This window comes from Escherichia ruysiae, from assembly GCF_031323975.1.
GTDB lineage: Bacteria > Pseudomonadota > Gammaproteobacteria > Enterobacterales > Enterobacteriaceae > Escherichia > Escherichia ruysiae.
In genome coordinates this window covers 331,109-357,362 of sequence record NZ_JAVIWS010000001.1, presented here as the reverse complement: position 1 = coordinate 357,362, position 26,254 = coordinate 331,109, and the positions used below count along the sequence as shown (strand labels likewise).

The window sequence follows — 26,254 nt, the reverse complement described above, 5'->3', positions numbered from 1 at the left end:
AGCCTCCTATGCCACGACCTGTTCAAAATCTGCCGTTATGGTTACCCACAGCGCCCCCACGCTTGCCGACCATTTACGACAAACCACCCTGATCGGTTTCCAGTCATAAGGTGGCGTCCACTGAAATGCACGGACGCCACCGTGCCGTTCCAGAAAGGCTTTTAAAGATGGGTGTTCACATTTACGAACACGTATCGTCACGCTGTAAGTCGACAACTGGTTATTCAGTCCCGCCGCACGACGCTGTTCATAACCATCGCCCAGCTTCACTGTCACCACTTTCGGCTCTGATACCACATTCATATCCGGGCGCACTTTCCAGTGAAACGTCTCCATTACCGATATGCTCCACTTAACCGACCACCATCACGGGCCTGCTGTTGCATAAAGTCCGCTGCCGCTTTTTTCCCGAGGTCATAAACCGCCTTCAGGGCAGCCGGACCTATCTGCCCGTTCGTGCCATCGTTATTGATCTCGATGTTGTACTGCGGGGAAAACATCGCCATACCTGAACCCCCAATATCCGCCACAACCCCCAGCTTACCGTCAGCACCACGACGCAATGGCAGAATGGCTTCAGGTCCCGCTTCCCCCATCACACCCGCGCCTTTTGCAAAAGCAAAAAACGTCGGACGGTTAACCACCGTGCCACTGTAACGACTCAAATCAGCAGACTGATAAATCCCCCCATTGGCATTCAGGGAAAGGCTGCTGAGATCAAATCCCAGTACACTGCCAATCCCTTTTATCGATTTCATCATGGTTGCCTGCGCCAGGATTTTCGCCATATCTGACAGCACAGAAGAGGTGAAGGATTTGAAATTGAGTTTGCCGGTAGTGACAAAAGTTGCCAGGCCATTTCCCATGTTGCTGAAGGCTGACGAGAACACCTGTTCTGCTGTTTCTGCCGTATTATCTGCATCCACGGTAAAATCCTGAAATGCACGCAGGACTCCGTTTTTCCAGTTACCCTGCACAACTTCAAGCTGTTGCCAGTAACGGCGATTCTCATTCAGTTGTCGGTTCAGGCTCTCCGTCAGCGCCTGCTCGGCCTTTCTGTAGTCATCCGTGTTATATGTCCCTTTCTGCTCACTATCCCGCCTCAACTGCTCCAGCTGTTGCTGGTATTTCTGGCGAAGACTCAGTTGTACCTGATATCGCTGTCGCTGCTGATCACCCATACCCACCGTGGCGATATCCAGGTCATGTTGCTGACGCTGAGCGCGCTCTTCTTCAGCCAGTTGACTGGTCAGCTGAATTGTTTTTTTCTTCAGCTCGTTGAGTGCCGTCTGTTTCTGAAGCTCCTGCTGTTTTACATCCAGCAGCGTCAGTGCCTGAATCAGTTCATCTTTACGGGCCAGCACACTCTTTTCATCTGCCGTCAGTTTTTTCCCGTCCAGGTCGCTGATGCGCTGCTGCAGAGCCAGAAGCTGTTTATGCGCTTCTGTCATCCTTTCCGTGGCAATGCCTGCTGACTGTCTGGCAGCAGCAATCTGTCCTTCCACCTGTGCCTGTTGCTGACTGTACTGCAGCAATAACCGGGTGGCCTCATCATTACGGGTTTCACGTGTTTTTTTCTTACCGGATGCCAGGGCTTTCTCGTAACGTTCATTTTCACGTTGTATCGCCGCATCCCTGACAGCCTGATCGGCGTACTGCATGGCATTAATACGCGCAATTTCACGCTGATGTCGTGCTGCTTCCGTTTCATTCATCCGGTTCAGTGCAGCATTTTCAGCATTACGGCGTTTCTGTTGCTCCTGATAATTCCGCTCTGCCTGCTCTTTTGCATCCTGCAAATCCTTCTGGCGTTTTTTCTCCTGAAGATCGTTAAGACGCTGCTGATCGTATTCAACCTGAGAAGATGATGCCGTCCAGGGGAGTCTTTTCGCCCGCGACACTTTCTCCTGTAAAGCGGCAATCTGTTCATCCAGCGAGTCTTCACGACCAATATTCATGGCCGCATCCCAGAAACGACTCCACAAATCAGACAGATACTTCAGCGTACTGCCAAGCGCATTGAGGTTATTATCAATATCCGCAGTACGCCGACCGGTTTCCTCTGCCAGTGCAGACATGGCTATCCGTGCAGCATCACTGGACCGCCCCTGCTCCCCAAGGACGCGTATCTGCTCAAGCTGAGTGGCAGTAAGAAAATGCAGCTCATTGTCCAGAGCCTTCGCGGCATTTACAGGATCATCCTTCAGCCGCTTAAACTGATTTATGGTATCGCTGACCGACTGGCCAACCGATCGCTCCATCTGTGCGGCAGCTCTCGCCACCATACCGATATCGTTTCCACGAAATGCACCACTCCCCACCACCTGAGCCAGCGCACCGGCTGCAGCATGTTGCGTGATACCATTCCCGGAAATAGCACGACTGAGCGTCCACAGCTGCCCGGCAGTGACTCCGGCATAATGCCCCGTCAGCGACAACTGGCGGTTAAATTCTTCCCCCTCCTTCTGACCGTCATACCAGGCTTTACCCAGACCATAGACGGCCGCGGCAATACCGCCAATAACCCCGCCAAGCATCATGCCTTTCTGTGACATTAGTGTGTCTATCCATCCGGCACGGTTAGCCAGCGTTATCCCGGATCCCCTCAGCGCCCCTAAATTGCCGCGGGCCAGTTCACCTATCAGAACGCCTATCTCCTGGCGGGCTGCTGCACTTTTCAGACCCAGCGAATGCGTGGCTTTTCCTGCCTGCTCCATTTTGCGGATATACACTTCTGCAGCACTGCTTACCCCCAGCTGGGCTGCCTTAGCACGAAGCAACTCAGAAGATGAAAGATTCAGGCGGGTTGCCTGCTCTTTAAGCTGACGGATAAACGCCACTTTCTGTCGGGTAGCCTCTTCCTCAGCCTGTGTAAGAACACGGGTTTTCGCAGTAACCTCAGAAATCAGCGCCAGATAATCCTGCTGACCAATCCCGCCACTGTTTCTGGCCTGTCGGATCTGCTGCTGAATACGCTGTAATTCCTGCAGCCCCGCACTGGCCTGTTTCACACTGTCAATCTGACGATAAAACGCAGCAGCCGCTTTATCCTGAGCCTCCGCCAGAGCCATGGCCTGCGCCTGTTCCTCGCGCATTTTCTGGCTCAGTGCCTCCATGCGCTGGCGGGTTTTCTCCACCTCGCGGGCCATGCGTTCATGAGCCTGTGCGTTCTTCTCCACCGTCTGCGCATGGACGGATGCGGCTGTTGCAGCCGAAGAAGCTGCCTGCGTTGTCTGCCGGGCGGCCTGAGTCTGACGCTCCATAAAACGCTGCATACGGGCAGAAGACCGTTCTGCATCGCTGGCTGCACCATTCAGAAGGTTTTTGATACGGGGAATTTCATTTTTAAACTCTGCCGCATCAATCCCCAAATCAATGACCAGGTTGGCTATCTGGTCCATAACGCACACCTCCGGAAATACCTTCCCCAAGATGCATCAGTTCTTCGTCCGTTCGCTCCGGTATCCCGTTCTCTTCCGGTAAAAGGCTGAAATCAGCCACCGCAGCATCACTGCTGCCGGACACCATTCTCACGATCAATGCCTTCAGCGAGGCAAACTGCGCATCCATCCACACATCACTGAAGCTCTGCATCCGGAAATAATCGCCCCACTCACCAAGCTCAGTGGCCGACATTTCCGACAGCATCCGCCGCCAGTCTGCCCGCCGGAACTCCCGGGCAAGCCGCATGACAAACTGCATTTCCCGCGTCAGGACTTTTCCGGCGTCAGCGCCTCATGCTCATCATCCACAGCATTATCAATGGCCCCCATACCGCTCAGCGACAGAACCATCTCCGCCCCCGCACCCAGGGCATCATACGACCATGTTGTAATAACGGATGCGCAAAGCGTCTCTACATCCTTAGACTGATCCGCATTCCACAGTGAGCGGGAAACCAGCCAGGCATTGATATCCATCCCCATCCGCAGAAAAGCAATCTGTCGTTCAGCCTCCGGCAGTTCTCCCTCCCCGGCATCAAACTTTGCCGTTCGCTGCTGAACAAACGTCAGATATTCAATTCTCTGCAGCCCGGACAGCTCACTGAGCACCACGGACTGTTTTTCATAATTAAACGTGTCCTGTTTCAGAAACATCATGTTCTCCACCTGCAAAAAAGCCCCGCATAACCGGGGCAAATGATGAGTATCGTCCTGTTAACCTGCTGCGCTGACAGTCACCGCAGTCACAGCCACAAAATTCCCGTCAGCGGTCATGCCCACAATGCTGACACTGCCCTGCTTCACGCCTTTTACCGTGGCCACAAGTCCGTTCAGGGTAACCGTGGCAGTCTGTGGATCTGACGAATGCACACTGATCGCTTTGTCACTGGCTCCGTCAGGTTTTACTGTAAAGGTCAGCGTGGTGGTTGCTCCCACTTTTACACTGGCAGACGCCGGTGATACTGTCAGCCCGGTAACGCTCACGGTTTCAGTGCCTTCCTCTGCCAGATACGGACGCCCCACACCGCTGATTTTCACAGTGCGGGTCATCACGTCTTTTGAGGCAATGGTTTTACCCAGTGAGCTCAGCCAGCCACGGAAAACATCAACAGTGCCGTTGGGATATTTGATACGAAACGCGCAGACTTCACCGGAGTCGAACAACTGAACCAGTTTTTTCTGCCCGCTGTCACCCGGACGCCAGGCCAGCGTCGCCGAAGTATCACCAACGGATTTCTGCCCCTGGGTTGTCGTTTTCCAGTCTGCATCTTCATCATCGAGATAAGTGTCATCTTCTGCATCAGCGGTCATTTCGCCAGGTTGCAGATCCTTCACCATCGCAAGACGCAGCCAGTCAGTGTCCGACAAAGGGTTCGCAAACGCATCGCCGTTGCCGGTATACATCCAGAACGTCGTCCCCGCACCTTTCGTCTTTGCCAGTGGATTTGGTGTGGTCATTACCACCTCCTTAATTCGTGTACGTGATCTGGTACGTGATTTCCGCCATCGCCCAGGTGGCCATCTCATTATCACGTTGATAGTTAAAACCGAGTGGGATCAGGGTGTCGATGAGTCCGGAAAGTGCCGGTATATCATTCAGGGCAGGGAAAATGGTGCTCTCCATCCACATATCCAGCTCTGAATCCAGTGCCTGTGCCCGGATGAAGACGGCAATATGCAGAACAGCCTGCCAGTCATCTTCATCCGTCATTTTTCCGGTGTACTGAGCATCACTCAGCCACACCGCCACGGCAGGCAGTTCCTGCGCATCAATAAATGCCGGAAGCCCGTCAAAAAACGTGGCGCTGTCTCCACACTGTTCCCGAAGGCGTGCCAGTACGGCCTGGCGGATTTGTGTATGTCGGTTCATCGGGTCAGCCATAACCTCAGTTGTTGTTTCAGTGCATACCCCAGCTGTTTCGGCATTTCCGCAGCAATGATGTGGTCGCGGGCATCTTCAAATGCCTGTGTCAGCGGTCCGGACAGCGGGATTTTCACCACATCAATGGGGTAACGATTTTTGCCATCAATACGTCGCATCACATGCCAGCGACCATTCGCCAGTTGCTGAATAAACGCATCCCGGAAAAGATATTTACCCACCTTCAGCACACTGCCACGGTACTGCAGTTTTCCACCACGCCGGGCCAGTCTGACCCGGGCTGTCCCTAGCTTAATGGCGGGCAGATTGCCCCGGTTAACGCGGATCCTGGCCGTCATTTTTCCTGACGGACTGGCTTTAAACACCCGGACACGCTGACGTACCAGTTTCAGGGGGATCCCTTTCACCTGGTTATCTCCCGCAACGGTATTCCCGGCAACCTGCCGGGTGGCAACCGAGACCGCTTTCTGTGCCACACGGTTTATCGCCCATGCGCTGGCCTGTGGCACCATACGGGTATCAAGGCTGTTCAGATTGCGGATGGCATTCTCAAGCCCCTTCATCCCACACCTCTTTACTCAATAAAGATCATTGGCTTACCGTTAAAACGTTCATGCCGTGTGACCGTCCATTGTTGTCCGTCATAAACAACGCGATCCCCGCGCCGTGGGCGGTATCCCGAAGAAAACACCACCAGAGAGACCGCAGGTCCGGACAGAGCATTCAGCTCTGCCAGTGTTTCTCCCGGGATCACAGTCATATCGACATCATTAATCGAGGCTGTCTTTCCCATCTTTCTGACCGTGATCGCATCCATACGCGCTGCCAGCCGGGAAAAGGGATCAGACATTGAGTTTTACCGGCACTTCTTCTGCACTGGTTCCGGCATCTGCCCATACAACCCCGACCAGCGGATCAGAGCCGCTGTTAGTCAGCTGAACTTTTCCTGACTTCAGATAAACCTTCTTACCCGTTTTCATGTCATCCGTTTTCAGCTTAGGCAGCATAAACACACCTTCGGTTATGCCGTCGCCTGTTTCTCCCTGTGGAATATCGGTCAGCGCCACCGCAAAAACATCACCCACCCGCACCAGATCTCCGCTGCTGATGGCTGCACTGGCAACAATCGCCACCGTTTTTCCTTCTTCTACAAAATTCTTTGCCATAACTGTCTCCGCACAGCCCCGTTCAGGGGCTGATTTCAGGTACAAAAAAAGCCCTTACGGGCCATCAGAGTTGTTGTCTGCGACGTTTACGCCGTACATTTCACCAGGCCGCGGTGATCAACTGGCGCAACACCAGCGTCAATACGCACTTTCGTTGTCACGCCATCCACACTGAAGCCCTCCATCTGATCAATATATGGCGTATCCACACCGTTGAGATAAGCCACTTCAATCGTATCGGAGCCTTTGGACGCAGCCAGGTAGAAGGTGGTCTGGCTGTTATCATCAAGACGAGGCTCTGCAATAACGGTCGCAAAATCTTTCACCGGGTTAATAATACCGGCGTTAATGTCAGCCCCCTTGACACTTGAGGAGCGAATGACCTGGTTAGCAACAGACTCCATCGCCGTCGGTACCAGTACGAACGCAGGACGAATATTCAGATGACGCTCACCCTCTTTCTGAACGCGCATCAACTGGCGGGCTTTATCCAGCGATGCCACGTCCATTGCCGCGCTCTCCAGTACGTTTGCATGTTTCGCTTTATCGAACAGACTTACATTATCTGTGGAGATTTTCGGGTTAGACGTCAGAATGGCATAAACCAGATCGGCAATAGTGGATTTCGCCGCACGGCCTAGCTTCATCGGGATATCGGTCAGCATATTCAGATCATCATTGATAATGGCCTGACGGGTGATACTGAACAGCTCGCCATAGGTCGCCAGTGCAATAGTGGCCTGTTTATCTCCGGTGGTGACGTATTTATATTCTGCCCCTTCACGCACCTGACGCAGAGCACTGAAGCCCCCCATACCCACACGATGGGCAATTTTAAAATCAGACAACTGACCTTTCCGCGTCCACTGTTCATAGGTTTCAGGGGCATCTTCCCAGCCCTGCAGAATGGCTTTGTTCGCAACATCCAGCAGAATATTACCGAAGTCAGACGTACTGTGTGTGAACGCCGCACCGACCATCTGCATCGGGTTATAACTGGAAACACCAATACCACGTTCAGTCAGTGACATACGGGCATATTCACGCAGGGTCATCCCGTTGTAGACATTATCACGTTCAGTTTTTTCAAACCCGGCGCGCGCCATCAGCGCCTGGCGGATCCCGTCCCCCACAAAATTACCGTTACCGGCATAAATATGAGCCGGGGTATTTTTATTGGATGGCGTGGACTCGCGCCCCATCTCGTTCAACAGCTTTTCGCGGGCCTGCTCCAGCGAACATTCAGGATCGGCAAGACACTGAGCCTGCAACGACTGATAACGCCCGCCAAACATGGCAAACAGATCATTAATACCGTTTACACGCGCTTTTTGCTCTGCCAGGACCTGCGCACGGATGCTGTTTTCATCCACCACGGGTGCTGCTGCCTGCACTGGCGTCCGGGAGGCTGCAGGTCCATCATCCTGTACGCGTGGAGCACTGTTGCGTGGCGGAGTAATCATATTTCGAATGGATTCCGGCATCTTTTTAAATTCCTCTGTACGTTTTGACTGAATACATGCCATTGCCTTAACGGCTGGTGTCACCTGATCAGCAAATCCCTGTGCCAGACATTCGGCACCGGACATCCAGGTCTCATCCGCCAGCATGGCAGCAATTTCATCGGTGGTTTTCCCGGTTTTCTGTGCATAAGCGGGTAACAGAACCGCCTCAACTTTATCGAGCAGGTCGGCATAGGTGCGCATGTCCTCCGCATCACCGCCCGTAAAGCCAAATGGTTTATGAATCATCATGAAGGAGTTTTCCGGCATAATGACCGGGTTTCCCACCATCGCAATGACCGACGCCATTGACGCCGCCACACCGTCGACATAAACGGTAATGGACGCACCATGTGTTTTCAGTGCATTAAAAATGGCGATGCCTTCAAAGACATCGCCACCCGGTGAATTAATATGGAGATTAATGTGGGTGATATCGCCCAGTGCATTCAGATCACTGATAAACTGCTTCGCCGTAACACCCCAGAAACCAATCTCGTCATAAATATAAATATCCGCGTCACTCTGGTGACCTGCCTGCATCCTGAACCAGGAATTATTCTTCGGACTGGTCGTCGGTGTGCTGCGGCTCCTGTCGTTTCGTTGCGGCACTGCTGCCTCCTTTATCACTGGCCGGATCGGTATCAAATACCAGATCCAGCTTGCGGTTTTCATCAATTTCGGCCTTGCGCCGACGTTTGACATCATCTGGATTACGACCACCTGCACGTACCCAGTCTGATTCTGTCGCCGCTCCACCACGAATCTGAATTTTCCAGGCCTCAGCCTCCTTAACAGGGTCAATCCACGGCATCACCGGTCCGGAATACACCGCGGTATACAGTGAATATCGGTCCAGATCGCGGGGTAGCCTGATAACACCGGATACCACAGCCTGTTTCAGCCAGGCACGGTACATCGGGCGGGTGACGGCACCAATAAACCAGTCCTGCAGGATCAGGTAGCCATCAGTAGATTCAACCAGCTCCTGACGCTGGGCGCTGTAAGTGCCGTTATAGTTGCGCGCTGTACTGGAAAAACTCAGACGACTGCCCGCAGCCACGGCACGCAACTGACCATTACGAAAAGTTTCAAGGTTAGGATTGGGGCGATCCGACTTCACCATTCCGATTTCTTCGCCGGGTTTCAGATCGTCGTAAATAATGCCTGGCTGAATGGTAAGCTCGCGTTCATTCTCCTTGCTGTCATTACCATCCGTTTCATAGCTCTGTCCGTCGCCTTTCCGGATGTACATCCCCAGAGCAGCGGCGATCCTTGCTGCAGTCAGCTCAGAATCTTCATACTCTTTCAGAGCACTGAGGCGGATCAGCACACCGGACAACAAAGACGTCCCGCGCATCTGGTGCAGACGGCGAACAAATTTAAGATGCAGCATTCGCTCTGCATCCACTTCTTTGGTTTCCATCTGCCGCCCGGATACGGGACGGCTTTTATACACCAGATATTTTTCGGGACGCCCCCAGTCATCAACAAACACGCCCTGATTCAGCCTGTTGCTCTCATCACTGGTCATGGGAATAAAGTCCGGCTCGAGCGCCTCCAGCCAGAAATGAACACCGGCAGAAGGCGTCAGGCTGTTTATGCGCCCGGAAACCATCTGGGCAAACACCTCACCATCGCGCAGCCAGGTACGCAGCATCAGACGTTCCAGCATCGGACGGGTAAACTGCCCGGTGACCTCCGGACTGACAGACCATTCACTCCATCGGGTACGTATCTCCGCTGCCAGATCACGGGCAATGGCCCCATTGCGTAATACCGGATGTGGCTCGACAATAATCCCGTTTTTCCCCACCACCCGTTCTTCCAGCTTGTCAAATACACCAATGACCAGATCGTGGTTGTTATCAAGGTAACGAGCCTGCTCACGTAACGACACGGCCCCGTACTGGCTTAACTGGTCGGCAGTTCGGTTCTCCCGTCGGGCTTTGTGTGTCCGCGTCGTTTTTACGGCCTCATAAGCCTGGATCACCGCACGGGAACGCAGCCTTGCCGCTTTCCATCCTGGTGAAAAAACGCCAATCACATCATCAAGAATTGCCATCAGAACCTCGCCAGCCGGTACCCGGGATGCCCCCGTCGTCGTGTAATCAGAGCCGCAAGGCGGCGCTCCCACTCCTGCCGCCCCTGCCGGATCTCAGATAAGTTTTCCATGGTCATCTGCTGACCATTAAAAGTGACGGATTTTCCGTCCAGCACCGCCATTTCAGCTTCCGTATAACGCTGAATCATGGCTTCAATATCATTCTGATTCATAACCATCCTCCGGAAGTCAGCCAGGGGTTAACATCGTCAGTTACTGTTTTCTTCCGTTTTTGTTTTTTAACAGGCGTGGGTACCGGTTCCGGTGAGGGTGACGGTTCGGTACTGTCCGGGACACACTCCAGCCAGGTTTCCCGGCTCGCCCACTCCGGTGCATCCGGCCAGCGGATCTTTTCGTATCCATGCAGAATGACCAGAGCCTCGGCATACACCATCAGGTCAAAAGCTTCGTTGGCACCGCGACCCGGCTTACTCCATTTCCCGTCACTGCTCCGCTCTTCATACGTCAGTTCGTCGTAAAACCAGCTCCCCAGCCAGTCAGGGAAATGCACATAGCCGGGACCTAGCGAGTCACGCCATAACGCGTTATTCACCCGGTCTTTCAGGGCATCCGTCTGAAGAAGCCAGAGCGGCACATCACCTGCGGCCTGCGCCCGTCGGCCCGTTCGTCCGGTGTTATCAGGGAATGTACGGGTGATCAGTTTTGCTCGCCGGATGCTGTCGCCCTTAAACAGGTAAATACGTTTACCAAGGCCATCACGACGGCAACGACGCCAGAATTTATAGGCATTATCAGTGACCCCGTCTTCACCGCCGGAGTCCACCGCCATTGCCATCAGTCGCATTTGTTGAGAAGGGTCGGAGGCCAGCGGCCAGCTTTTATGAAAAACATCCGTCAGCAGGACATCCCAGTCTTCCGGATAGCTGGCCGGATCAATTCGCTGGCTCTCCCCGTCGCTGTCACCGCGCAATGACTGCGTGATGTTGTAACGATCAATAATCCAGCGTTCGCCACGGCTGCCATAGCCCGTTACCTGAACCACAAAACGGCGATGACGTCCCGCTTGCACATCCACTGTCGCCACAAGGAAATTAACGCCATCCGGCACACTGCGGGAAGGAACTGGCTCTGCCCGCTGCTCAAGCAATTCACTTTTTCGTTGCTCCATGCTGGCGCGGGGAAGATAAGGTAATCCCCAGTCGGTATTGATAACCGTCTTGAGTGTCTCTTCACTTCCGGTTGTCTCGTATTCCTGTTCTGCAGTAAGCAGTTTGTAAACGAGTTGCGAGAGTGTCTGATAAGCAGCTGCCGGACCCTCCATCCAGAATGACGCAATACGTGAACGCCGGGGATCACCATAACGACTGCCATCTGCATTGATGGATTCACCATCCCGTAACCAGACCCCACGTCCGTTCAGCTCGCGTTTTTGTTCAGGCAAAATCCGTCCTGAACAGGAAGGACACTGAATATAAGCCGCCTCACTTGCCAGCACAGGATCGGCAATATCACGGAAACCAGCAACCACATCGCCGCAGGGCTGAAAATACTCACCACAGTGTGGACAGGGCCAGTACCAGCGACGGCGATCGCCACGGTTATAGAGCGACAGGATCCCCGTGGTTGGTGGAGCCTCATGCGGTGAAGTCCGTCGCCATTTCACATCCTTCACATCCCTGCCGGGGGAACTCTCCACCAGCGTCATACCACTGGACATAAATGTGGTGGTACGTTTTGAGGCAAGAGAGAAGGCATCCCCCTCACCATCAATATCTTCCGGAAAACGGTCATAATCCGTCAGCGCCACGCATTTATAATCTGATGAAGACATGATATTGACTGACGGCCAGCCGATTTTCAGGTAGTTGCCAGCAAGGAATGTTCTGTCATAAACGTTGTTGTCATTTTTGTTCGGACTCAGGCGACTGACCACTTCCGGGCTGACGCGAAACGTTCTGGCGAGTCGTTTTTTGGAGTGTTCGCGGGCTTTTTCCTCCGTCATCTGAATGATCAGCATATCAGCAGGATCGCAAATCACGTTGTAAATCACCCAGCCGTCAATCAGGCCGATAGTCTTGCCGGTTCGTGCCGGGCCAACAAATATCACTGCGTCGTATTCACGCGAGGCCAGGCAGTTCATAGGCTCAATAACATACGGTGCCACCAGCGGATCCCACGGGACTGAGTTCCCTGCCCCCATGGGCACCCGCATATACTGAGCAACGGCATCAGCAACCCGCATTCGTCTCGGTGCGCGAAGGATATAACCTGAATCGGTTCGTGCTGCCTTTGCGGTTTCCTGATTCAGCATTACTCCTCCTGCTGTAATTCCTCCTCATCATCCGCACCTGCTTCAGTCACCCGCAGGGCTATCTGATCGCGCAGATCATCAATAATGGACTGAACACGGCTCACAGCGGCAGGCTGCAGACCGCAGTCACGTTCAAGAATATCCGGTAATGTCTCCAGCACCTGCACGACCGCTTTTGCCCAGATGGCAAACTCCCGTCTGACATCACTGGCCGGAATGAGTTGTGCCGTTTCCTGTTCGAACTTAAGACGCTCACGTTCAGACTGATACCAGGCTTTGCGCTCATGTGCGTCCATTTCGCCTTCTGCAACCGGCGGTGGTAATGCCAGAAATGCCGACACAATATCAACCACCCGATAAAGCTTGAGGTTGCTTTCATGCCCCCCTGCAACGGGTAGATTTTGCAGCCTTGCCGCAGCAGTCTGGCGATGTACACCTGACAGTGCCGCCAATTGACTGATATTCAGCGTCAGATTTTTTAACTCTCGATCCATACCCGCTCCAGAATGTTTTAAACATGCATCTTGCGAACGACTTTAGGCAAACGGTGTTAGTGATGAACAAAAAACAATCAAAATCGACACCACAAAAATAAAAATACTGTAATATCAATCTATTACAGTAGTGGTGATGACGGATGAAATTTCAAAAACTAGCCTTTTTCCGCGACGCTCCCGCCCCGTGGCAGGGCCCCCCACTGGGAGGACCCGACAGCCTGACAACCGTGACGAGCATCTGTAACAGAGCTTTACATAATGGCATGGGGATAATTCAGAAGGACATCACAGCATGCCCACACAAATTAGTGTGAGTGTCCTGTTTCTTACTACGCGCAGGACTGACGAGCATGAGGGGAAAATACGAGAACCGAAATGCCTTATCTTCAGAAATGCAGCCGGCATCCGAACTGGACGATATTGTAAATTCACCTAAATACGAGGCATTGCTGTAGTTGAATTGCATTGCTGTATTAGCCTGACAGTGACAGAATACGATATTGACTCTGTCACTTGTGAAATGGTCAGAATGGTTAGCAGTTATGGTGATCAGTCAACCACCAGGGAATAATCCTTCGTATTCTTATCGTGCTTTACTAACGCGGCCTCAATTGCCCTGAATGCTTCCAGAGACACTTGATGTTCTATACATGCAATTACAACATCCGGGTAACCCATCGAAATGGTGCTATTAAGCATAGTTTTTACACGAACCTGCTCCTGGGAGGGGGCATCAGTGTATTGATCTTTATGCATTTTGTCGCTCCATGCGTTTGCTCTTCACTTACGGCTAAAAATATAACGTCAAATCACTCAGCATGAAAGAGTTAAAGATTCAGCGCGTTTCCCTTACATAATCTGTCGTTTGTATTCTCTTCAGGCATACCGGAAAGACTAGGTATTGTCACACAACCAATACCATCGACAATCGAGATTTATACCTATTCGGTAATGTTTAAATATAACAAAACCCCGTAAAAACGAGGTTTATGGGTAATTTGTATTGTTGAATAGCATCTGATGAGAAATTGATGCTAATACTATAAACAGACTAGATTAAATCAATCTTGATATCATAGCTTTCAAGACCAGTCATTTTTTCCCGTGCAGTAAACTGGATACTGGTAACTTCTTTCCCGGTCTTTTTCTTAAGCTCAATGATTTTTTTTGTTATATATTCAGAAATATCTGCTTCTGTTTTTGTTTTTAACTCTTCAATGTTCATCATTTCCTCTTTTAGTCTGTTATGACTTTCCTGGTACACAGTAGTGTCAATTATATGGAGCAAACGTATAAAAGATAAGATGAAACATCGCAATAATCAACATACGACGGTCTAAATTTCACACAAACAGATAAAGATGATTATCATTTATTATCAATGCATTAGAATCAAATCAATTCAAGAGTCTCATTGCTGCTTCCAGAATTTCTTCTGAAGTTACATGTCGATCCGCTGCTACATAAATGACTTTATGATCTCCGGTCAGAGATGGAAACCCTGCGGCCATTACAGTAAGGTGTGTTTTTTCGCCATTTGGATATTCACGCATGATGGTGTTAACTCCAGTCATCGCTGGCATTACCACTGCTGGTTCAGAGTTAAAAAAAACTATGATTTTTTTCATGATGTTACCGTAGTATGTGAGTATCCATCGAATAGACACCAAGCAAAAAAGCTCCCGAAGGAGCCTTCATTTTCACTTTTTTAAATCCAACGACAGACGGCTGGCATTTAAGTATTGTGAAATATTATCAAATGTAATCATCATTGATTTACAAAAGATACATTTTGCCCCGAAAGGATTCATGTCAGAAACATCAAAAGATGATGTTCTATACTGGGAACCATGACAACACGGGCATCTAAAGTGAATATGGTTTGTAATATTGTCTACCTCAAAGCGCCACTACATGAACAGCGGCAGGACCTTTAGGTCCGTTCTCAATACCAAATTCAACTTCCTGATTCTCAGTTAATGTTTTGAAATCGTTGCTCTGAATTGCTGAGAAATGGACAAACACATCTTTGCTGCCATCTTTCGGCGTGATGAAACCAAAACCTTTTTCAGGGTTAAACCATTTCACTAAACCAGTCATTTTGTTAGACATAATTATTACCTTTTGAAGAAATTAGCCCTTGGGCAGAATGGTCCGAAAAAAAATATCAGAGAGAAAAACCAACAAGGAAATCTCAAGAGGTACAAATAATAAAATTATAACAATGACTGCTTCAGATAAATTTGTAACAAACCAGAACACCATTAACGCATGATTAACCACCCATAGCAAGGATTACTTTTGTAAAGAAAAACACAGCAATGAAAGAATGGCTTTATTTATTAATAAAACGCGTCATTCTGATTAAGACCTTTTATCTTACCCTTAAGATTTCAGAAATTTTGACTCATGGAAGAGTCCTTTTTATTTAAATTTTACATTCAGCGATGTAAATGTTCCGATTTAATATTACCCTACATTTGATGCTTTTTATCTCTTAAAGATTCATAGATCTGTTGACAAGTCACTCCTGCGATGTAGCGTTCGTCAGCAATTTCAGCATAAAGCTGAGCTTCTGCTGCAATATCTCCGAGCATGTTGGTGAGCATTCCTTCGGCGGTTTTGGTTGTTTTGCCTCTGACGGCAGCGGCAAGATCTGCGGTATGCTTCGCTGCGTCAAGGCGTATGGCATATTTTTTTGCTTCGGCACGCAACTGGTTAACACTATCAGACAGATAAGCAGCCCTGGCAGAAATTTCAGCAGATTTCTGTTGTGCATCTTTAACAGCCTCATCACGGGCTATAGTTCGCCCCTGTTCAATTATTCGAGCAGCAAATTGAGCATTTACCTCTTGTGATAATGCGGCAGCATCACGTTCCGCCCATTTTTTTTGCCATCCTCTGTCGCTCCAGACATTTCCGACGATAAATCCTGACAACACGAGAAAAATCACCATGAATATCTGATTCACTGTTCTATCCCCCAGCAGGTTAATGCGCTCTCCTGGTCACGACGAATAACCTGACCGTAACAGTTATTTGAACGAACGCGGCAATTGCGTCCGCCATCCTTAATCCACCAGCGAATCGCTTCGCATGCACCTTTACGATCACCAGCATTCAGCCGCTTATAAAACGTCGACGGGAAACACTTACCGGGACCAATGTTATAGGGACAAAATGACGCGATACCCGCTTTTTGTGGTTCGGTCAGTGGTACTTTAATATTGCGCTCCACCCATGCCAGCGCCTTATCACGCTCAATGGCGTTGACCTGGTCGCATTTTTCCTTCGACAGTTTCATATTGGGAAAAACGGTTTTTCCATCCACCACTGTGGCACCCCGACAGATGGTCCATATGCCAGAACCATCGCGGTATGCCATTGTGTGGTTACCTTCTTTTTCGTCCAGAAACTGGTCAAGTATCTGAGGAGCAGATGCGCCAGCACCAATCAGCGCCAGAACGGCAGCCGACAGGCCGTATCTGATTTTTGTGTTCATATATATTTATGATGAGGACGCTCGTGCTTATTGGCAGGATTTTCAATCTTAAAGGAGTACTGATGCTGCAGATAAGACTCAACTTTTTCTGACAATTTTTCTGCTACTTCCAGGAAGACTTGCCGGACGCTCCTTCTGGCTGCTGCCTCATAAAACTCCAGCGCAGCTCCTTCAACACGGTCCATGGCGACATCCAGGTCAAAAATTTCACCGTCAAAGCGTTCTTTGTCCTGTAAGGCTACAGTTACCGTAACTTTATTCTCAAAATTACGGACTCCTTTCACAACCAGTTCATAGTCTTGAGTCATTGGATTACTCTCCTCTCGCAGCCTTACGCCTGTCTTCTTTAATCTTGAAATAAAGATTTGTCAGATACGTCAGCAGGCCAAAAACCAGGCTACCCAGCACACCGATTGCAGCCCACTGTGACGGAGTTACTTTATCGAGTAACTGCAATGCCCAGAAACCAGCATTACCCGCCGATGTGCCATAGGCAACACCTGTTGTTAACTTATCCATTGATTTCATATCCTCACCCCGATGTACACGGATGGTGCAATATGTTTGAAAAGATCGGAGTCTACGGGGTAGTTTTGACAGCACACGTTGTTCTCAACGGCGCTAAAAAACATACACATTAAAAATGTGGGTAATTATTTTGAAAGAAAATCATATATAAAATAATAATACGAGAAATGTTTTCATATTTAGTGTACTGTATACGGCCATTTATACAGGAAAAGCCTATGTCAGAACGTAAAGACTCAAAATCACGCCGTAATTATCTCGTTAAATGTTCCTGCCCAAACTGCACCCAAGAGTCAGAACACAGTTTTTCAAGAGTACAAAAAGGTGCCCTTTTGATCTGCCCTCATTGCAACAAAGTATTCCAGACAAATCTTAAAGCTGTAGCCTGATTGATTTTATTAGTAACAAGTATTTTTTATATTTTAATAATATATTTAAAGCAGATAATAAAAAACCCGCCTGAGCGGGTTTGAGATTGTGGTGCTTTTTGTGGGAGTCATCCACTTACGCACTTTGTTTTGCCATGCCAGCAGTTAGCTTCTGCTGTAAAACTATTCATGCAGCAAACCTGCACTTCACCACAATGGTTAGCATACTTTTCCTGATTAAGATTTTGCCAAATATGCTAGCCATTGTTTCATGTATTGGACCTCCTTACTTTTTATTAAAAAGATCCAATATTCACTACTCTGTCCGTATCTCTACTCAGGCATCAGCCTTCTTCGTTATCGTATACAGACGAGCGATGAATTTTAATCAGTAATGATGACATTTGCTGCTGCAGGACCTTTAGCACCACTCTCTATAGAGAAGGTAACCTTTTGACCTTCAAATAAGGTTCGATAATTATCATTCTGAATCGCAGAAAAATGCACAAACACATCTTTACTACCATCAACAGGAGAAATAAAGCCGAAACCTTTATCAGCGTTAAACCATTTTACTAAACCAGTCATTTTATTTGACATTCTACATTCCTTAACTTGAGCCTTTCGGCATAAATGGTTTGCATAACAGAAACGACTTCGTACTTAATTGGAGAGACTCAAAGAAGGAATAAGTGAATAACACCTGAAATGAGAACTGCTTTAGTAAACTACTTCGTATATCGTCTGTTCTTCAAACCGACGCAGTCATTAACTCATAGTTGAACATATGAAGCAATGTTTATTTTAGACATCCAGCCACCTTCAATCCTATCAAAAAAGTAGTTTTCTCCAGGAACGTGTGTATGGTGCACCAGGTTATCAGTATTAAGGAGTTTTTCTGTCCCCTAAAATGACAGGAATTGTCAAAAACTTTGACTACAAAAGCAGCAAAGGTCTTATATTCCCATCCGATGGCGTATCGATGCCCAGCTTCACGTTTCAGCTCTCAATCTTCGAGATGCAGAAGAAATTACCACAGGATTACGCGTGGAATTTTGCTGGATAAATGGTTCGCGTGGACCTTCAACTGCCAATGTTTATCCCGGGATGAGATTCAATATCTCTATTGCCCCATTTAAAGCACAAAAACCCGCTTATAAGCGGGTTTTCTACTTTTTTCTAAACGTCGGATACGCAAAGCCCATCGTTGAGAAAATCTTATCCATGTTTTTTGAAAAATGCAAACATCATGTCGCCATCTTCAGCAAAAATCATTTATCTCGTCACCTTCCTCAATTGCGCTTCCGCGTATGCTTCTTCCTGCCAGCACTTTGTTACCAGTTTACCAATGACGTCCGCATACCCCTTATACCACTGATAATCGGTCAGGTCTGGTACCAGCTTCTGGACATGACGTCGTGCCAGCGTGGTCGGTAAACGACTAAACCGGTTTCCATTACAACGCCCACAAATCTTATATACCGGTACGCCATGAAACCGGGTTCTTTTTTCATCCAGAACAATCCCTTTCCCCTTACACCCTCTGCACGCTGTGCTGACTTCGCCCTTACCATGGCAATGCTGACATAGTTCCTTCACCCATTCTTCCTTGATTACAGATTCCCCGCGTCTGTAGTGTTTCACCACTTCGCGCAATACATTATAAAATCCCGTACCTGAACAATGCTCACAGCGAGCCTTACTTGCCGCAGACCTGGAGTAATCAGCAAAGGCAAAATTCACGAGGTAAGGAATAATCTGTAACCGGATTTCTTCACTCAATTTGTTCAATGTCGGGTTATCCAGTGCCATCGCGTAATTTAGCAGGCCTTCAATCGCAAACTGAGCGTCCTGAACACCAACTTTTGCCAGAAATAAGGCCAACCCAAGTGGTGCTTTCGACTGCACCATCCCCTGCGCTGCCATTACATCCGTAATTGTTAAACAACCGGTGCCTGTCGCTGGAGCGTCATCGCTCAATTTTGGAGATTTTGGGGAGTAATATTTTGGTAAGGCTTCAAGGTTCATGCTCGTTCTCCACTTACGCCAGTACGCCAGTTGCCAGCGCGCGATCGATAAAACGAAATATCAGCTCCAGTTGGGAGCCATACTTCTCTTCAAATGCCACTGTATCCGTATGCAGCTCGTTGTGATGCTTTCTGCACAAAGGCAACACAAAGAGATCATGTGCTTTTGTTCCCATTCCGCCCTGCCCGTGACCAATCAGATGATGCGGATCGTCGGCTGGCATACCGCAGCAAGCACACGGCTGTGTCTTAACCCAACGAGTGTATTTCTCCTTAACCCAGCGGCGACGTTTAGGCAGCTTCATGAAAGATTCCGGAGACTCTGGATCAACGTTGATGCTTACCACCGTCTTTTCCTGTGGTGGTTTTTGTTGCTGGTGGGCGTAAGGCAACGGTGCAAGATTTTTTGTGCGTTGTTTCAATATGCTGGTGGCGGTCTGCTCTCCCGGTACGATGTCGCTTTCGCGGTACACCGAGCAGATTTTTTCCGCTGGTAATCCCAGCGAACGACGCGATACAGCCTCAGGTAGTGCATCCACCACCTGATTGCAGACCGCCCACCAGGATAATTCAGCCAAAGATAATTCCCGCTCCTGCGTACCGCTTATTGCGTGACGGATGACGTCAATCACCCATGCTGTCAGATTTTGTTGAGCAAGCAGCTCCAGTGATTCCGATGTCTGGTCACGCAGTTGGTTGTCGCAGTGCCAGCACAACACCATTGCGCCGGTACCATAACGGTGAATGACTGTTTCAGTGTGATGGTAATCGCCATTAGGCCACTGGCAGGATGTAACATGACGTAATAGCCAGTCAGACAATGCGCCAACGCCGCCAGCAGCACGAATCACCCGTTCGTTACTAAAAAACGGCAGCAATGTTTTGTCTTCCGCCAGCGGCTGGCGAACGGCAGGAACGACTCCGGATGGCAGATTACGCATGCTTTTTGGTTCCGGTTCCACCAGCACTCGAGGATTATGAAATATCTGTATGGATTCACGGCCCGGCTTAAGGACCACCAGCCCAAGCTCAGGCACCAGAACAGGTCTAAGTAATACCCGCACGTTACCTCCAGATCCGTTGCTGGAAAGTGCGGGACGCACGTGGTGGGCGTTCGGAATAAGGCAGCCTGACAGAGATTATCCAGTGCCGATAGTCGAGACTGAGAGCTTTCTTAACCTCGAACCCGCGCCTGCGGTAAGAATGAATCAGCCATTCGGCCTGTTCTGCAGTGCATGGAGGGTGCTGGAACCATTCAGACTTGAATGCGTGAGAATACCGCCCGTGCGTGCAGGCAAGAACGGGCGAATTATCAGAATTGTAATATTTTACGTTGCGTGCCATCGGTTTTCTCCGGTGGCACGGTGTTACTCAGCGGGAGTTCAGCCCCGCGCAAGATTGTAGATGAGTTTATTCTTCTGCAAAAGCTGAAAAGCCTGCTTTTATTCCGATCTCTTTCAGTGCCTGTAATGAAGTGACAAACTCACCTTCGCGCAAGATAAATCCGTCTGTCACTCGACCATCCACAAAATTAATTAACGCAGCCCCATTCTTTCGCAAACACATAATGCGGTAATGACTAACAAGATTTCCATTTTCAACGCACACAGCATAGAGGCCATCTTCACAAAAAATTTTACGCAGTTCTTCGATGTTCATCATCAGAATCCTTCCGGATAATTAGCTCTCCCCTTTAAGGGACCATCCCTCTTATCCCTGCGCGCTACTTAAGTATTTTTGATTCTATTCCGGCACCGTCCAGAACTTCAAACGCGTTGAAAATAAAAACAAAAACCCGCCGAAGCGGGTTAAGTGCGGGTGCGTTGAGGATGCCTGCCACATCAGAGGTGGCGAGGGATTTCTCCCTCGCCGGGTCTCTTACTCCTCAGGTTCGTAAGCTGTGAAGACAGCGACCTCCGTCTGGCCGGTTCGGATTCGTACCTCGCAGAGGTCTTTCCTCGTTACCAGTGCCGTCACTATGACGGTTAAACAGATGACGATCAGGGCGATTAACATCGCCTTTTGCTGCTTCATAGCCTGCTTCTCCTTGCCTTCCGGCACGTAAGAGGCTAACCTACATGTGTCTAGCATGAAATTGGCCTCAGATTAATGTTAAGCGTCTTGCAGGACGCGTAATGTTAACTGGGGCTTTTCTCTATCTGCCTTTGGTGTTCATGCCCGAGGCAGATAGCCTCAAGCACCCGCAGCCATTCTACTTAACTACCTTTACCTCGCCAATATGAAATCAGTCAGAAAGGCGATCCATAAGAACAATAGCAAGACAATAAATCGCCATTACAGCCGTAATAGCCAGCGCACATTTGAGAACCAGCACCACAACCTCCTGTATTGGACGTACACCAGTCCTGATGAATATGAGGCTGTCTCGTCAGTGATTCAATACAACTATTGGGTATAGTTTCTCTGATTTTTTCTGTGGAAATGGGGCTCAACCACTAGTCACCACCAGCACTTCTTTTAATACGCAAAGTCCGACACAAGCTAACCTTCTAGTCCGCTTTGAGCAAGGAGCGGAAGTCAGTCCAAATTAGCCAAATTCTCGCAACAAGCTGTTGCCACCATACCGACCAGGGACAAATAATTCGCTTAAGCCTCCATGAATGTCATTGAATAACTTTACAACAACCACCACCTGCCGGCTTTGTTATTTTATGTTGACTAGCAGCAGAACCTCACAGGCCATTGTGGTCAGAAGCGGTCTGAAAAAACTAAGTTAGTAGAATTCAGACCACTCCAGATAACATTTTTTATTTTATAAAAACATACCTACTGAGATAATTTAAAAAAGTTTTCGTATCTAAAAAGTAAGCAGGATATGCATTTTTTAATTCACTAATTGAACTAACAGAAACCATAGCCACTTCACAGCCTTTATTTTCCGCGCAGTATTTTTCAGACTCGACATAAGCTTCTGCCGCCTTCGCATGATTGTGATTTTCGAAGCTCTTTATATTTATATTCCGCTTTATGGTATCAACAACAATTATGCAAAGTCCTTTATCATATTTTTTGCTACCCTCAATATGGCTAACTACGGCATTGTAAGCAGCTAATATATCGAAAACATTCAACTCGACGGATAAATAACTTAATTCTTCTGATATTTTTATATAACTCCCAGATGGTTCTTTTTCATACTCAAGTTTATAAAAAAGCTCTGATACCAATTCAAAAAACCTAAGCCATCTTGCATCACCAAAACCAGATTTCAATGATTCCTTTCGAAACAAACCAACCATTTCAACTGCTGTAGCCCAGCTATGTTGAATAGCTGTTCTTATTTGCATTTCAATGCGCAACCCATTTAAAGATGGAAATTTTTTATTTTGGAATGAATAGACCATATGAAAGCTTCTATAACCAGAATCTTTCACGTCTATCATGTAATCATCCATTCTAACTAGTTCATGTGAGAATTTAGATGATTTTATTTTATTAACTAAATCATACACTTGATCCAGATTATTTAAAATAGCCCGGCACCCACCAAGATCCTGCATCTTATTTAACTTCATATCAGGAAATCTAGAAAGCTTAGTAACAATGGAAGGCATCCTCTTAATTCTAGAGGATAGTAACGCATTTTTGTTTAAGGAAATAGCCTCTCTTTCCATATAAAATTGTATTTTACTTAAAGGATATAAATGCAACATCCTCCACTCATGAAGAATTTGTACATCTTCCTCTTTATATTTTTCACCTGTACCAAACTGAGAAACTAATCTATCCCCAGCTCTTCCAACTTCCTTTTTTGAAACAGATAAAATGTGCATAGTAAGAGGCCTTATAATAAAATTATGCTAGTTTAGGAATTACAACTTACAAAGACCCGACAGCGGACAAGGTTAACAAACCAGCGCCAATTAAGAGAGCTAGTCCGTGCCAGTATGGCATCAGGGTAACTGAAATGAATTGGATGCACCAGACGTGCGACAAGGAGCCTGCTTGAAAAAGGGAATTAAAGCTGTTTTTTAACCAATTGGCTGATCGCTACTCCTCAACTTGCGGATTTATGACGTTTTAGTGCCCGAAACTGAATGTAATCATTCGTTGGAGTGGCTCGAAAAAATCCACGAAAATGCTCACATCAGACTAGAAGTACCGTACATGAGGGCATTTTTGAATTCCATTTCGCGGGATGGAGGTGACCAGCTCCCGTTTTTAACTCACAGTTTCGTTAGTAACGTCCGCTGTTGGCACAAAGCGGACAACCACGCCAGATCTACCCTGTGCCATGAAAAATGAGAATGTCAATTCACTCCTGAACTAATGCTTTTTAATCTAGTAACGTCTAAAATACCTAACATTATCCCTGATAAAATGCCAGTATGCGCTGCATAACTTCACTCTTCCGGCACTCGCGGCAGATTATGTTCTGACGCCTGTCGTAGCGACGTATTTCTCCGTCAGGTAATGACCAGATAAGGTCCGGATCAACCGCAGATGGTTTCTTCAGCTTTGCCCTTGAGAGCTTTTTACGGGCATTTTGCCAGTCCTTACGCGCCTGTTCAGACGGGAATAACCCGTAACCAGAGTTGTATACATCGCCGCTGGCAACCAGCTCTCTTGCGAGAACGCTCATCAGATATCTTGTCGCACCTGTCTTGACTTCCAGTTGCCGTAACGTCTCACGCCCACTCCGGCGTACGAGTTCAACAACCTGCCCTTTAATTTTTTCCCGCTCTTCTTGTGTAAAAACTTTTGCCACAAGTCCCCCTTAAAATTATCTCATGACCTGAAATCAACACTTATCCCCTGAAACCAGGCGGAATTTCTGTATCCGGTTCAGAAATATGATTCACACAACGCTGTACAGGTGAACGTCCCAGGCGGATGACCAGTTCGTCCCATTTTTCGCGGAGTTTTGACGGGCTCATGATGTTTTTTACCCAGAATGGATCCCGCTGTACCCGACCAAACATTTCGCAAATTTGTCTGTGGCTTCTGCCATCCAGCATCCGCATTGTGCGCACGTCATTGGCCCAGGCTGTCCAGTTAGGCTCTTTTGGTCGCATGATCTCTCCATCGTCGCTGGCAGCCTGTTCGTAAAGGTTCACGATCCGCCCCCAAATCCACTGCGCACACGCCAAATCCTCCCTGCTACCCCACTGGCGTTTTTTCACACTAAACACAACCGCGTCGGGGTTCCGGGTTAAAAAATCCTGTTCAGTCGTCTGCGGGTCCGGTTGCGAAGCTTCCGGACGAAAAGTGTTTTTATTCTCTGTAGTAATCTCTGTTGTATTCTCTGTAAGATCATCAGGCCATTTTGACCCGATGACATTGGGTCGTTTTGAACCAATGGAGCGTTTCATTTTGACCTCTTCCATCGTGTCATTTTGACCTGATGGAGCGGCGCATTTTGAACCGATGGATTCGTTCAATTTGCCACCATCTAAAAGCTCGCTCCCATAGTTGATCGTGTAGAAATTGGTCATATCGCGCTTTGATTTATTGAGCTTTTCACAACGCAAAAGCCCCAGCGTTTTCAGACTTGCAAACGCGCGCTTTAACGTTGACTCTGACCAGAATGGGAACTGTTCCAGCCATTGTTCCGTTGTGTTATAAATCCAGCGAACACCATCACATTCCATACCGGAGTTGGTATCTCTCAACCAGTAGTGCAGTTGTTGCAAAACAATGGCTTCGTTTAAGCCGATTTTCATTGCCAGCTGCGTGTTTATAACCAGTGGGCGTTCAGCAAAAAGAAGACTCATAATTCCATCCAGCTTTTTGTTGGTATTGCTGTCGATACGCAAGCTTGAAAGCAATTGCTTTTTCTATAAGTTCGTCAGTTTCACGATCTACAACGGCAGGATCTGCAAAAAGCAGTCCGGATTCCACCACATCGCCATATTCTTTATTTAACCCGGCGATCATGTACGTAATACTTTTTCCATCACTGATCTCACGATACAACCTGAAATCACTAATCCGGATAGCCTCCATAATTGCAGGCACTAGCGCTGTGAACTTTTCACGCTTATCCCTGGTGTCGATAGCCTTCCAGCGTTCGAATATCTTCACTCGATTAACGCTAAGCGCTCGCTGATCAACCGCGCCACCTTCATATGTGACACGCTGAACATCGATGTTCGGGCGCTCTTTCAAAGCCCAGAATGCTTCAGTGATTAATATCGTCGCCTGCTCCTGTGTCATTCCTGGTCGACATATCCAGGCATCCAGAGCCTCACGAGCCTGTTCAGGAGTGATTTTCATTGTTCAACCGCCCCGCCCGCTTCGTCTTACGATATTCGTCATAAACTTTGGGATCATACTGAAGCTCCCCGCCAGATGCCTCCTGTAGACGCATCGCGCGACCTTCAGGAACCAGTATCCCCCAAGCAGCAACACTTGCCAGTCTCACTCCTGCGGCATTGGCAAGCTTTGTTTTGCTGCCAAAAAAAGTAATTGCGTCAACTTTAAGCATCAAAGCCCCCTCTTGTTAGACTTTTCTAACATTATTGTGCGCGGGATACCTAAGTCAAGAAAAATTAGAATTACCTAACTATGGATACAAGAACCCTAGGCCAGCGAGTTCTGGCGCGACGAAAAGAATTACGCTTAACACAACGAGAAGCTGCGCGCCTCGCTGGAGTTGCTCACGTCACAATTTCACAATGGGAAAGAGACGAAACCCAGCCAGTCGGAAAACGATTGTTTGCTTTAGCGGATGCTCTGAAGTGCTCACCTACATGGCTAATGTTTGGTGACGAAGACAAGGCACCAGTGCCTGCACAAGAACTTCATGTGGAAACAGAGCTAACTCCCAACCACAAAGAATTGATCGAATTATTCGATGCTCTTCCATCTTCCGAGCAGGAAGTCTTGCTGTCTGAAATGCGCGCAAGAGTAGAAAACTTCAACAAACTCTTCGAAGAAATGCTTAAAGCGCGTAAAAATAAATCAATAAAATAACATTCTTTTCAAGTGATTAGTTGCGCC

Annotated in this window: 37 protein-coding genes and 1 pseudogene; 3 read left to right on the top strand and 35 right to left on the bottom strand. The window is 48.4% G+C overall.

Annotated elements, in window-relative coordinates:
• Positions 1-6 precede the first annotated feature (6 nt).
• The 24 genes from RGV86_RS01955 to essD form a co-directional block, all read right to left on the bottom strand.
• On the bottom strand, positions 7-336 hold the full coding sequence (locus RGV86_RS01955) for a phage tail protein (RefSeq protein WP_000447253.1): 330 nt from the start codon (positions 334-336) through the stop codon (positions 7-9).
• The gene (locus RGV86_RS01950) at positions 336-3,401 is read right to left on the bottom strand and encodes a phage tail tape measure protein (protein ID WP_000372027.1); all 3,066 of its coding nucleotides are present in this window, start codon (positions 3,399-3,401) and stop codon (positions 336-338) included. Before RGV86_RS01950 ends, RGV86_RS01955 begins: the two co-directional genes overlap by 1 nt.
• Positions 3,373-3,702 carry a phage tail assembly protein T gene (locus RGV86_RS01945; RefSeq protein ID WP_001161009.1) on the bottom strand — a complete coding sequence of 110 codons (330 nt, stop codon included), beginning with the start codon at positions 3,700-3,702 and terminating at the stop codon, positions 3,373-3,375. Before RGV86_RS01945 ends, RGV86_RS01950 begins: the two co-directional genes overlap by 29 nt.
• Positions 3,703-3,710: 8 nt before the next feature.
• Positions 3,711-4,097, bottom strand: a complete 387-nt coding sequence (gpG, locus tag RGV86_RS01940) for a phage tail assembly chaperone G (protein ID WP_001341514.1) — start codon at positions 4,095-4,097, stop codon at positions 3,711-3,713.
• 60 nt (positions 4,098-4,157) lie between these two features.
• Positions 4,158-4,901 (bottom strand): phage tail protein, encoded by a 744-nt coding sequence (locus RGV86_RS01935; RefSeq protein WP_000211132.1) that lies wholly within the window; start codon positions 4,899-4,901, stop codon positions 4,158-4,160.
• 10 nt (positions 4,902-4,911) lie between these two features.
• The gene (locus RGV86_RS01930; protein ID WP_024176264.1) at positions 4,912-5,313 is read right to left on the bottom strand and encodes a phage minor tail U family protein; all 402 of its coding nucleotides are present in this window, start codon (positions 5,311-5,313) and stop codon (positions 4,912-4,914) included.
• Positions 5,310-5,888: a phage tail protein gene (locus RGV86_RS01925; RefSeq protein ID WP_000677102.1), complete on the bottom strand. Its 579-nt coding sequence runs from the start codon at positions 5,886-5,888 to the stop codon at positions 5,310-5,312. Before RGV86_RS01925 ends, RGV86_RS01930 begins: the two co-directional genes overlap by 4 nt.
• Positions 5,889-5,899: 11 nt before the next feature.
• Positions 5,900-6,175: a DNA breaking-rejoining protein gene (locus RGV86_RS01920; RefSeq protein WP_001283153.1), complete on the bottom strand. Its 276-nt coding sequence runs from the start codon at positions 6,173-6,175 to the stop codon at positions 5,900-5,902.
• A complete protein-coding gene (locus tag RGV86_RS01915; protein WP_001097054.1) occupies positions 6,168-6,491 on the bottom strand; it encodes a DUF2190 family protein in 324 nt (107 codons plus the stop codon). The genes RGV86_RS01920 and RGV86_RS01915 overlap by 8 nt, the downstream gene beginning before the upstream one ends.
• An 86-nt stretch (positions 6,492-6,577) precedes the next feature.
• On the bottom strand, positions 6,578-8,605 hold the full coding sequence (locus tag RGV86_RS01910) for a ClpP-like prohead protease/major capsid protein fusion protein (protein ID WP_137489990.1): 2,028 nt from the start codon (positions 8,603-8,605) through the stop codon (positions 6,578-6,580).
• Positions 8,550-10,058 carry a phage portal protein gene (locus tag RGV86_RS01905; protein ID WP_000985959.1) on the bottom strand — a complete coding sequence of 503 codons (1,509 nt, stop codon included), beginning with the start codon at positions 10,056-10,058 and terminating at the stop codon, positions 8,550-8,552. The genes RGV86_RS01910 and RGV86_RS01905 overlap by 56 nt, the downstream gene beginning before the upstream one ends.
• The gene (locus RGV86_RS01900; RefSeq protein ID WP_001072975.1) at positions 10,058-10,270 is read right to left on the bottom strand and encodes a DUF6148 family protein; all 213 of its coding nucleotides are present in this window, start codon (positions 10,268-10,270) and stop codon (positions 10,058-10,060) included. The genes RGV86_RS01905 and RGV86_RS01900 overlap by 1 nt, the downstream gene beginning before the upstream one ends.
• Positions 10,267-12,369 (bottom strand): phage terminase large subunit family protein, encoded by a 2,103-nt coding sequence (locus RGV86_RS01895; protein WP_000934102.1) that lies wholly within the window; start codon positions 12,367-12,369, stop codon positions 10,267-10,269. The genes RGV86_RS01900 and RGV86_RS01895 overlap by 4 nt, the downstream gene beginning before the upstream one ends.
• Positions 12,369-12,863, bottom strand: a complete 495-nt coding sequence (locus tag RGV86_RS01890; protein WP_000373425.1) for a DUF1441 family protein — start codon at positions 12,861-12,863, stop codon at positions 12,369-12,371. The genes RGV86_RS01895 and RGV86_RS01890 overlap by 1 nt, the downstream gene beginning before the upstream one ends.
• 552 nt (positions 12,864-13,415) lie before the next feature.
• Positions 13,416-13,622 carry a hypothetical protein gene (locus RGV86_RS01885; protein ID WP_000548593.1) on the bottom strand — a complete coding sequence of 69 codons (207 nt, stop codon included), beginning with the start codon at positions 13,620-13,622 and terminating at the stop codon, positions 13,416-13,418.
• 295 nt (positions 13,623-13,917) lie between these two features.
• Positions 13,918-14,091: a GnsA/GnsB family addiction module toxin gene (locus tag RGV86_RS01880; RefSeq protein WP_001019207.1), complete on the bottom strand. Its 174-nt coding sequence runs from the start codon at positions 14,089-14,091 to the stop codon at positions 13,918-13,920.
• Positions 14,092-14,263: 172 nt separating this feature from the next.
• A complete protein-coding gene (ynfN, locus tag RGV86_RS01875) occupies positions 14,264-14,494 on the bottom strand; it encodes a protein YnfN (RefSeq protein ID WP_000720961.1) in 231 nt (76 codons plus the stop codon).
• A 4-nt stretch (positions 14,495-14,498) separates the two neighbouring features.
• The gene (gene ynfR, locus RGV86_RS01870; RefSeq protein ID WP_120795388.1) at positions 14,499-14,564 is read right to left on the bottom strand and encodes a small protein YnfR; all 66 of its coding nucleotides are present in this window, start codon (positions 14,562-14,564) and stop codon (positions 14,499-14,501) included.
• 2 nt (positions 14,565-14,566) lie between these two features.
• On the bottom strand, positions 14,567-14,755 hold the full coding sequence (ymcF, locus tag RGV86_RS01865) for a cold shock small protein YmcF (RefSeq protein ID WP_071524604.1): 189 nt from the start codon (positions 14,753-14,755) through the stop codon (positions 14,567-14,569).
• Between the two features lie 10 nt (positions 14,756-14,765).
• Positions 14,766-14,978 carry a cold shock protein CspI gene (gene cspI / locus RGV86_RS01860; protein WP_000066495.1) on the bottom strand — a complete coding sequence of 71 codons (213 nt, stop codon included), beginning with the start codon at positions 14,976-14,978 and terminating at the stop codon, positions 14,766-14,768.
• A 362-nt stretch (positions 14,979-15,340) separates the two neighbouring features.
• Positions 15,341-15,838 carry a DUF2514 domain-containing protein gene (locus RGV86_RS01855; protein WP_001071769.1) on the bottom strand — a complete coding sequence of 166 codons (498 nt, stop codon included), beginning with the start codon at positions 15,836-15,838 and terminating at the stop codon, positions 15,341-15,343.
• Entirely contained in the window at positions 15,835-16,368 is a 534-nt protein-coding gene (locus tag RGV86_RS01850) for a lysozyme (protein ID WP_001092974.1), read from the bottom strand. Before RGV86_RS01850 ends, RGV86_RS01855 begins: the two co-directional genes overlap by 4 nt.
• Positions 16,365-16,676 carry a YdfR family protein gene (locus RGV86_RS01845; RefSeq protein ID WP_000189915.1) on the bottom strand — a complete coding sequence of 104 codons (312 nt, stop codon included), beginning with the start codon at positions 16,674-16,676 and terminating at the stop codon, positions 16,365-16,367. The genes RGV86_RS01850 and RGV86_RS01845 overlap by 4 nt, the downstream gene beginning before the upstream one ends.
• 4 nt (positions 16,677-16,680) lie before the next feature.
• Entirely contained in the window at positions 16,681-16,896 is a 216-nt protein-coding gene (gene essD / locus RGV86_RS01840) for a phage lysis protein EssD (RefSeq protein ID WP_000839590.1), read from the bottom strand.
• A 218-nt stretch (positions 16,897-17,114) separates the two neighbouring features.
• Here essD and ynfU point away from each other — a divergent pair, with 218 nt between their 5' ends.
• A complete protein-coding gene (gene ynfU / locus RGV86_RS01835) occupies positions 17,115-17,285 on the top strand; it encodes a putative zinc-binding protein YnfU (protein WP_001405948.1) in 171 nt (56 codons plus the stop codon).
• A gap of 363 nt (positions 17,286-17,648) precedes the next feature.
• On the opposite strand, the gene cspB is transcribed toward ynfU, so the two are convergent.
• Entirely contained in the window at positions 17,649-17,864 is a 216-nt protein-coding gene (cspB, locus tag RGV86_RS01830) for a cold shock-like protein CspB (protein ID WP_000066484.1), read from the bottom strand.
• A gap of 298 nt (positions 17,865-18,162) precedes the next feature.
• Between cspB and cspF the strand changes: the two are divergent.
• Positions 18,163-18,365: pseudogene (gene cspF, locus RGV86_RS01825) on the top strand (cold shock-like protein CspF); the annotation flags it as partial.
• A 174-nt stretch (positions 18,366-18,539) separates the two neighbouring features.
• Here the strand turns inward: cspF and RGV86_RS01820 are convergent.
• From RGV86_RS01820 to RGV86_RS01775, 10 genes are all read right to left on the bottom strand, one after another.
• Positions 18,540-19,292 carry an antitermination protein gene (locus tag RGV86_RS01820; protein ID WP_001047131.1) on the bottom strand — a complete coding sequence of 251 codons (753 nt, stop codon included), beginning with the start codon at positions 19,290-19,292 and terminating at the stop codon, positions 18,540-18,542.
• 13 nt (positions 19,293-19,305) lie between these two features.
• Positions 19,306-20,355: a DUF968 domain-containing protein gene (locus RGV86_RS01815; protein ID WP_001265197.1), complete on the bottom strand. Its 1,050-nt coding sequence runs from the start codon at positions 20,353-20,355 to the stop codon at positions 19,306-19,308.
• A 1-nt stretch (position 20,356) separates the two neighbouring features.
• On the bottom strand, positions 20,357-20,635 hold the full coding sequence (locus RGV86_RS01810; protein ID WP_001309521.1) for a hypothetical protein: 279 nt from the start codon (positions 20,633-20,635) through the stop codon (positions 20,357-20,359).
• A gap of 66 nt (positions 20,636-20,701) precedes the next feature.
• Positions 20,702-20,953 carry a protein Rem gene (gene rem / locus RGV86_RS01805; protein WP_000980999.1) on the bottom strand — a complete coding sequence of 84 codons (252 nt, stop codon included), beginning with the start codon at positions 20,951-20,953 and terminating at the stop codon, positions 20,702-20,704.
• Positions 20,954-21,169: 216 nt separating this feature from the next.
• Positions 21,170-21,325, bottom strand: coding sequence for a type I toxin-antitoxin system toxin HokD (gene hokD / locus RGV86_RS01800; protein WP_000813254.1), 156 nt, complete (start codon positions 21,323-21,325; stop codon positions 21,170-21,172).
• 734 nt (positions 21,326-22,059) lie between these two features.
• A complete protein-coding gene (locus RGV86_RS01795; RefSeq protein ID WP_000547812.1) occupies positions 22,060-23,085 on the bottom strand; it encodes a RelA/SpoT domain-containing protein in 1,026 nt (341 codons plus the stop codon).
• 533 nt (positions 23,086-23,618) lie between these two features.
• The gene (locus RGV86_RS01790; protein ID WP_001151252.1) at positions 23,619-24,020 is read right to left on the bottom strand and encodes a DUF977 family protein; all 402 of its coding nucleotides are present in this window, start codon (positions 24,018-24,020) and stop codon (positions 23,619-23,621) included.
• 40 nt (positions 24,021-24,060) lie between these two features.
• Positions 24,061-25,026 (bottom strand): phage replication protein O, encoded by a 966-nt coding sequence (locus RGV86_RS01785; RefSeq protein ID WP_000054495.1) that lies wholly within the window; start codon positions 25,024-25,026, stop codon positions 24,061-24,063.
• Positions 25,007-25,528: a toxin YdaT family protein gene (locus tag RGV86_RS01780; RefSeq protein WP_000705360.1), complete on the bottom strand. Its 522-nt coding sequence runs from the start codon at positions 25,526-25,528 to the stop codon at positions 25,007-25,009. Before RGV86_RS01780 ends, RGV86_RS01785 begins: the two co-directional genes overlap by 20 nt.
• Positions 25,512-25,739, bottom strand: coding sequence for a dicB transcriptional regulator DicC (locus RGV86_RS01775; protein ID WP_000921596.1), 228 nt, complete (start codon positions 25,737-25,739; stop codon positions 25,512-25,514). The genes RGV86_RS01780 and RGV86_RS01775 overlap by 17 nt, the downstream gene beginning before the upstream one ends.
• Before the next feature lie 80 nt (positions 25,740-25,819).
• Between RGV86_RS01775 and RGV86_RS01770 the strand changes: the two genes are divergently transcribed.
• Positions 25,820-26,227, top strand: coding sequence for a helix-turn-helix domain-containing protein (locus tag RGV86_RS01770; protein WP_139723562.1), 408 nt, complete (start codon positions 25,820-25,822; stop codon positions 26,225-26,227).
• The last annotated feature ends 27 nt before the right edge of the window (positions 26,228-26,254 follow it).

What these genes read in the sequence shown, in the direction of transcription:
- RGV86_RS01885 (WP_000548593.1), bottom strand. Translation starts at nt 13,622, where the DNA reads ATGCATAAAGATCAATACACTGATGCCCCCTCCCAGGAGCAGGTTCGT.
- RGV86_RS01775 (WP_000921596.1), bottom strand. Translation starts at nt 25,739, where the DNA reads ATGCTTAAAGTTGACGCAATTACTTTTTTTGGCAGCAAAACAAAGCTT.
- gpG (WP_001341514.1), bottom strand. Translation starts at nt 4,097, where the DNA reads ATGTTTCTGAAACAGGACACGTTTAATTATGAAAAACAGTCCGTGGTG.
- RGV86_RS01920 (WP_001283153.1), bottom strand. Translation starts at nt 6,175, where the DNA reads ATGTCTGATCCCTTTTCCCGGCTGGCAGCGCGTATGGATGCGATCACG.
- RGV86_RS01955 (WP_000447253.1), bottom strand. Translation starts at nt 336, where the DNA reads ATGGAGACGTTTCACTGGAAAGTGCGCCCGGATATGAATGTGGTATCA.
- RGV86_RS01850 (WP_001092974.1), bottom strand. Translation starts at nt 16,368, where the DNA reads ATGAACACAAAAATCAGATACGGCCTGTCGGCTGCCGTTCTGGCGCTG.
- RGV86_RS01810 (WP_001309521.1), bottom strand. Translation starts at nt 20,635, where the DNA reads ATGGCACGCAACGTAAAATATTACAATTCTGATAATTCGCCCGTTCTT.
- hokD (WP_000813254.1), bottom strand. Translation starts at nt 21,325, where the DNA reads ATGAAGCAGCAAAAGGCGATGTTAATCGCCCTGATCGTCATCTGTTTA.
- RGV86_RS01915 (WP_001097054.1), bottom strand. Translation starts at nt 6,491, where the DNA reads ATGGCAAAGAATTTTGTAGAAGAAGGAAAAACGGTGGCGATTGTTGCC.
- RGV86_RS01770 (WP_139723562.1), top strand. Translation starts at nt 25,820, where the DNA reads ATGGATACAAGAACCCTAGGCCAGCGAGTTCTGGCGCGACGAAAAGAA.
- RGV86_RS01880 (WP_001019207.1), bottom strand. Translation starts at nt 14,091, where the DNA reads ATGAACATTGAAGAGTTAAAAACAAAAACAGAAGCAGATATTTCTGAA.
- RGV86_RS01895 (WP_000934102.1), bottom strand. Translation starts at nt 12,369, where the DNA reads ATGCTGAATCAGGAAACCGCAAAGGCAGCACGAACCGATTCAGGTTAT.
- rem (WP_000980999.1), bottom strand. Translation starts at nt 20,953, where the DNA reads ATGATGAACATCGAAGAACTGCGTAAAATTTTTTGTGAAGATGGCCTC.
- ynfU (WP_001405948.1), top strand. Translation starts at nt 17,115, where the DNA reads ATGTCAGAACGTAAAGACTCAAAATCACGCCGTAATTATCTCGTTAAA.
- RGV86_RS01905 (WP_000985959.1), bottom strand. Translation starts at nt 10,058, where the DNA reads ATGGCAATTCTTGATGATGTGATTGGCGTTTTTTCACCAGGATGGAAA.
- essD (WP_000839590.1), bottom strand. Translation starts at nt 16,896, where the DNA reads ATGAAATCAATGGATAAGTTAACAACAGGTGTTGCCTATGGCACATCG.
- RGV86_RS01795 (WP_000547812.1), bottom strand. Translation starts at nt 23,085, where the DNA reads ATGCACATTTTATCTGTTTCAAAAAAGGAAGTTGGAAGAGCTGGGGAT.
- RGV86_RS01900 (WP_001072975.1), bottom strand. Translation starts at nt 10,270, where the DNA reads ATGAATCAGAATGATATTGAAGCCATGATTCAGCGTTATACGGAAGCT.
- RGV86_RS01925 (WP_000677102.1), bottom strand. Translation starts at nt 5,888, where the DNA reads ATGAAGGGGCTTGAGAATGCCATCCGCAATCTGAACAGCCTTGATACC.
- RGV86_RS01845 (WP_000189915.1), bottom strand. Translation starts at nt 16,676, where the DNA reads ATGACTCAAGACTATGAACTGGTTGTGAAAGGAGTCCGTAATTTTGAG.
- RGV86_RS01945 (WP_001161009.1), bottom strand. Translation starts at nt 3,702, where the DNA reads ATGCAGTTTGTCATGCGGCTTGCCCGGGAGTTCCGGCGGGCAGACTGG.
- RGV86_RS01950 (WP_000372027.1), bottom strand. Translation starts at nt 3,401, where the DNA reads ATGGACCAGATAGCCAACCTGGTCATTGATTTGGGGATTGATGCGGCA.
- cspB (WP_000066484.1), bottom strand. Translation starts at nt 17,864, where the DNA reads ATGTCAAATAAAATGACTGGTTTAGTAAAATGGTTTAACGCTGATAAA.
- cspI (WP_000066495.1), bottom strand. Translation starts at nt 14,978, where the DNA reads ATGTCTAACAAAATGACTGGTTTAGTGAAATGGTTTAACCCTGAAAAA.
- RGV86_RS01785 (WP_000054495.1), bottom strand. Translation starts at nt 25,026, where the DNA reads ATGAGTCTTCTTTTTGCTGAACGCCCACTGGTTATAAACACGCAGCTG.
- RGV86_RS01935 (WP_000211132.1), bottom strand. Translation starts at nt 4,901, where the DNA reads ATGACCACACCAAATCCACTGGCAAAGACGAAAGGTGCGGGGACGACG.
- ynfN (WP_000720961.1), bottom strand. Translation starts at nt 14,494, where the DNA reads ATGAAAAAAATCATAGTTTTTTTTAACTCTGAACCAGCAGTGGTAATG.
- RGV86_RS01780 (WP_000705360.1), bottom strand. Translation starts at nt 25,528, where the DNA reads ATGAAAATCACTCCTGAACAGGCTCGTGAGGCTCTGGATGCCTGGATA.
- RGV86_RS01820 (WP_001047131.1), bottom strand. Translation starts at nt 19,292, where the DNA reads ATGAACCTTGAAGCCTTACCAAAATATTACTCCCCAAAATCTCCAAAA.
- RGV86_RS01890 (WP_000373425.1), bottom strand. Translation starts at nt 12,863, where the DNA reads ATGGATCGAGAGTTAAAAAATCTGACGCTGAATATCAGTCAATTGGCG.
- RGV86_RS01930 (WP_024176264.1), bottom strand. Translation starts at nt 5,313, where the DNA reads ATGAACCGACATACACAAATCCGCCAGGCCGTACTGGCACGCCTTCGG.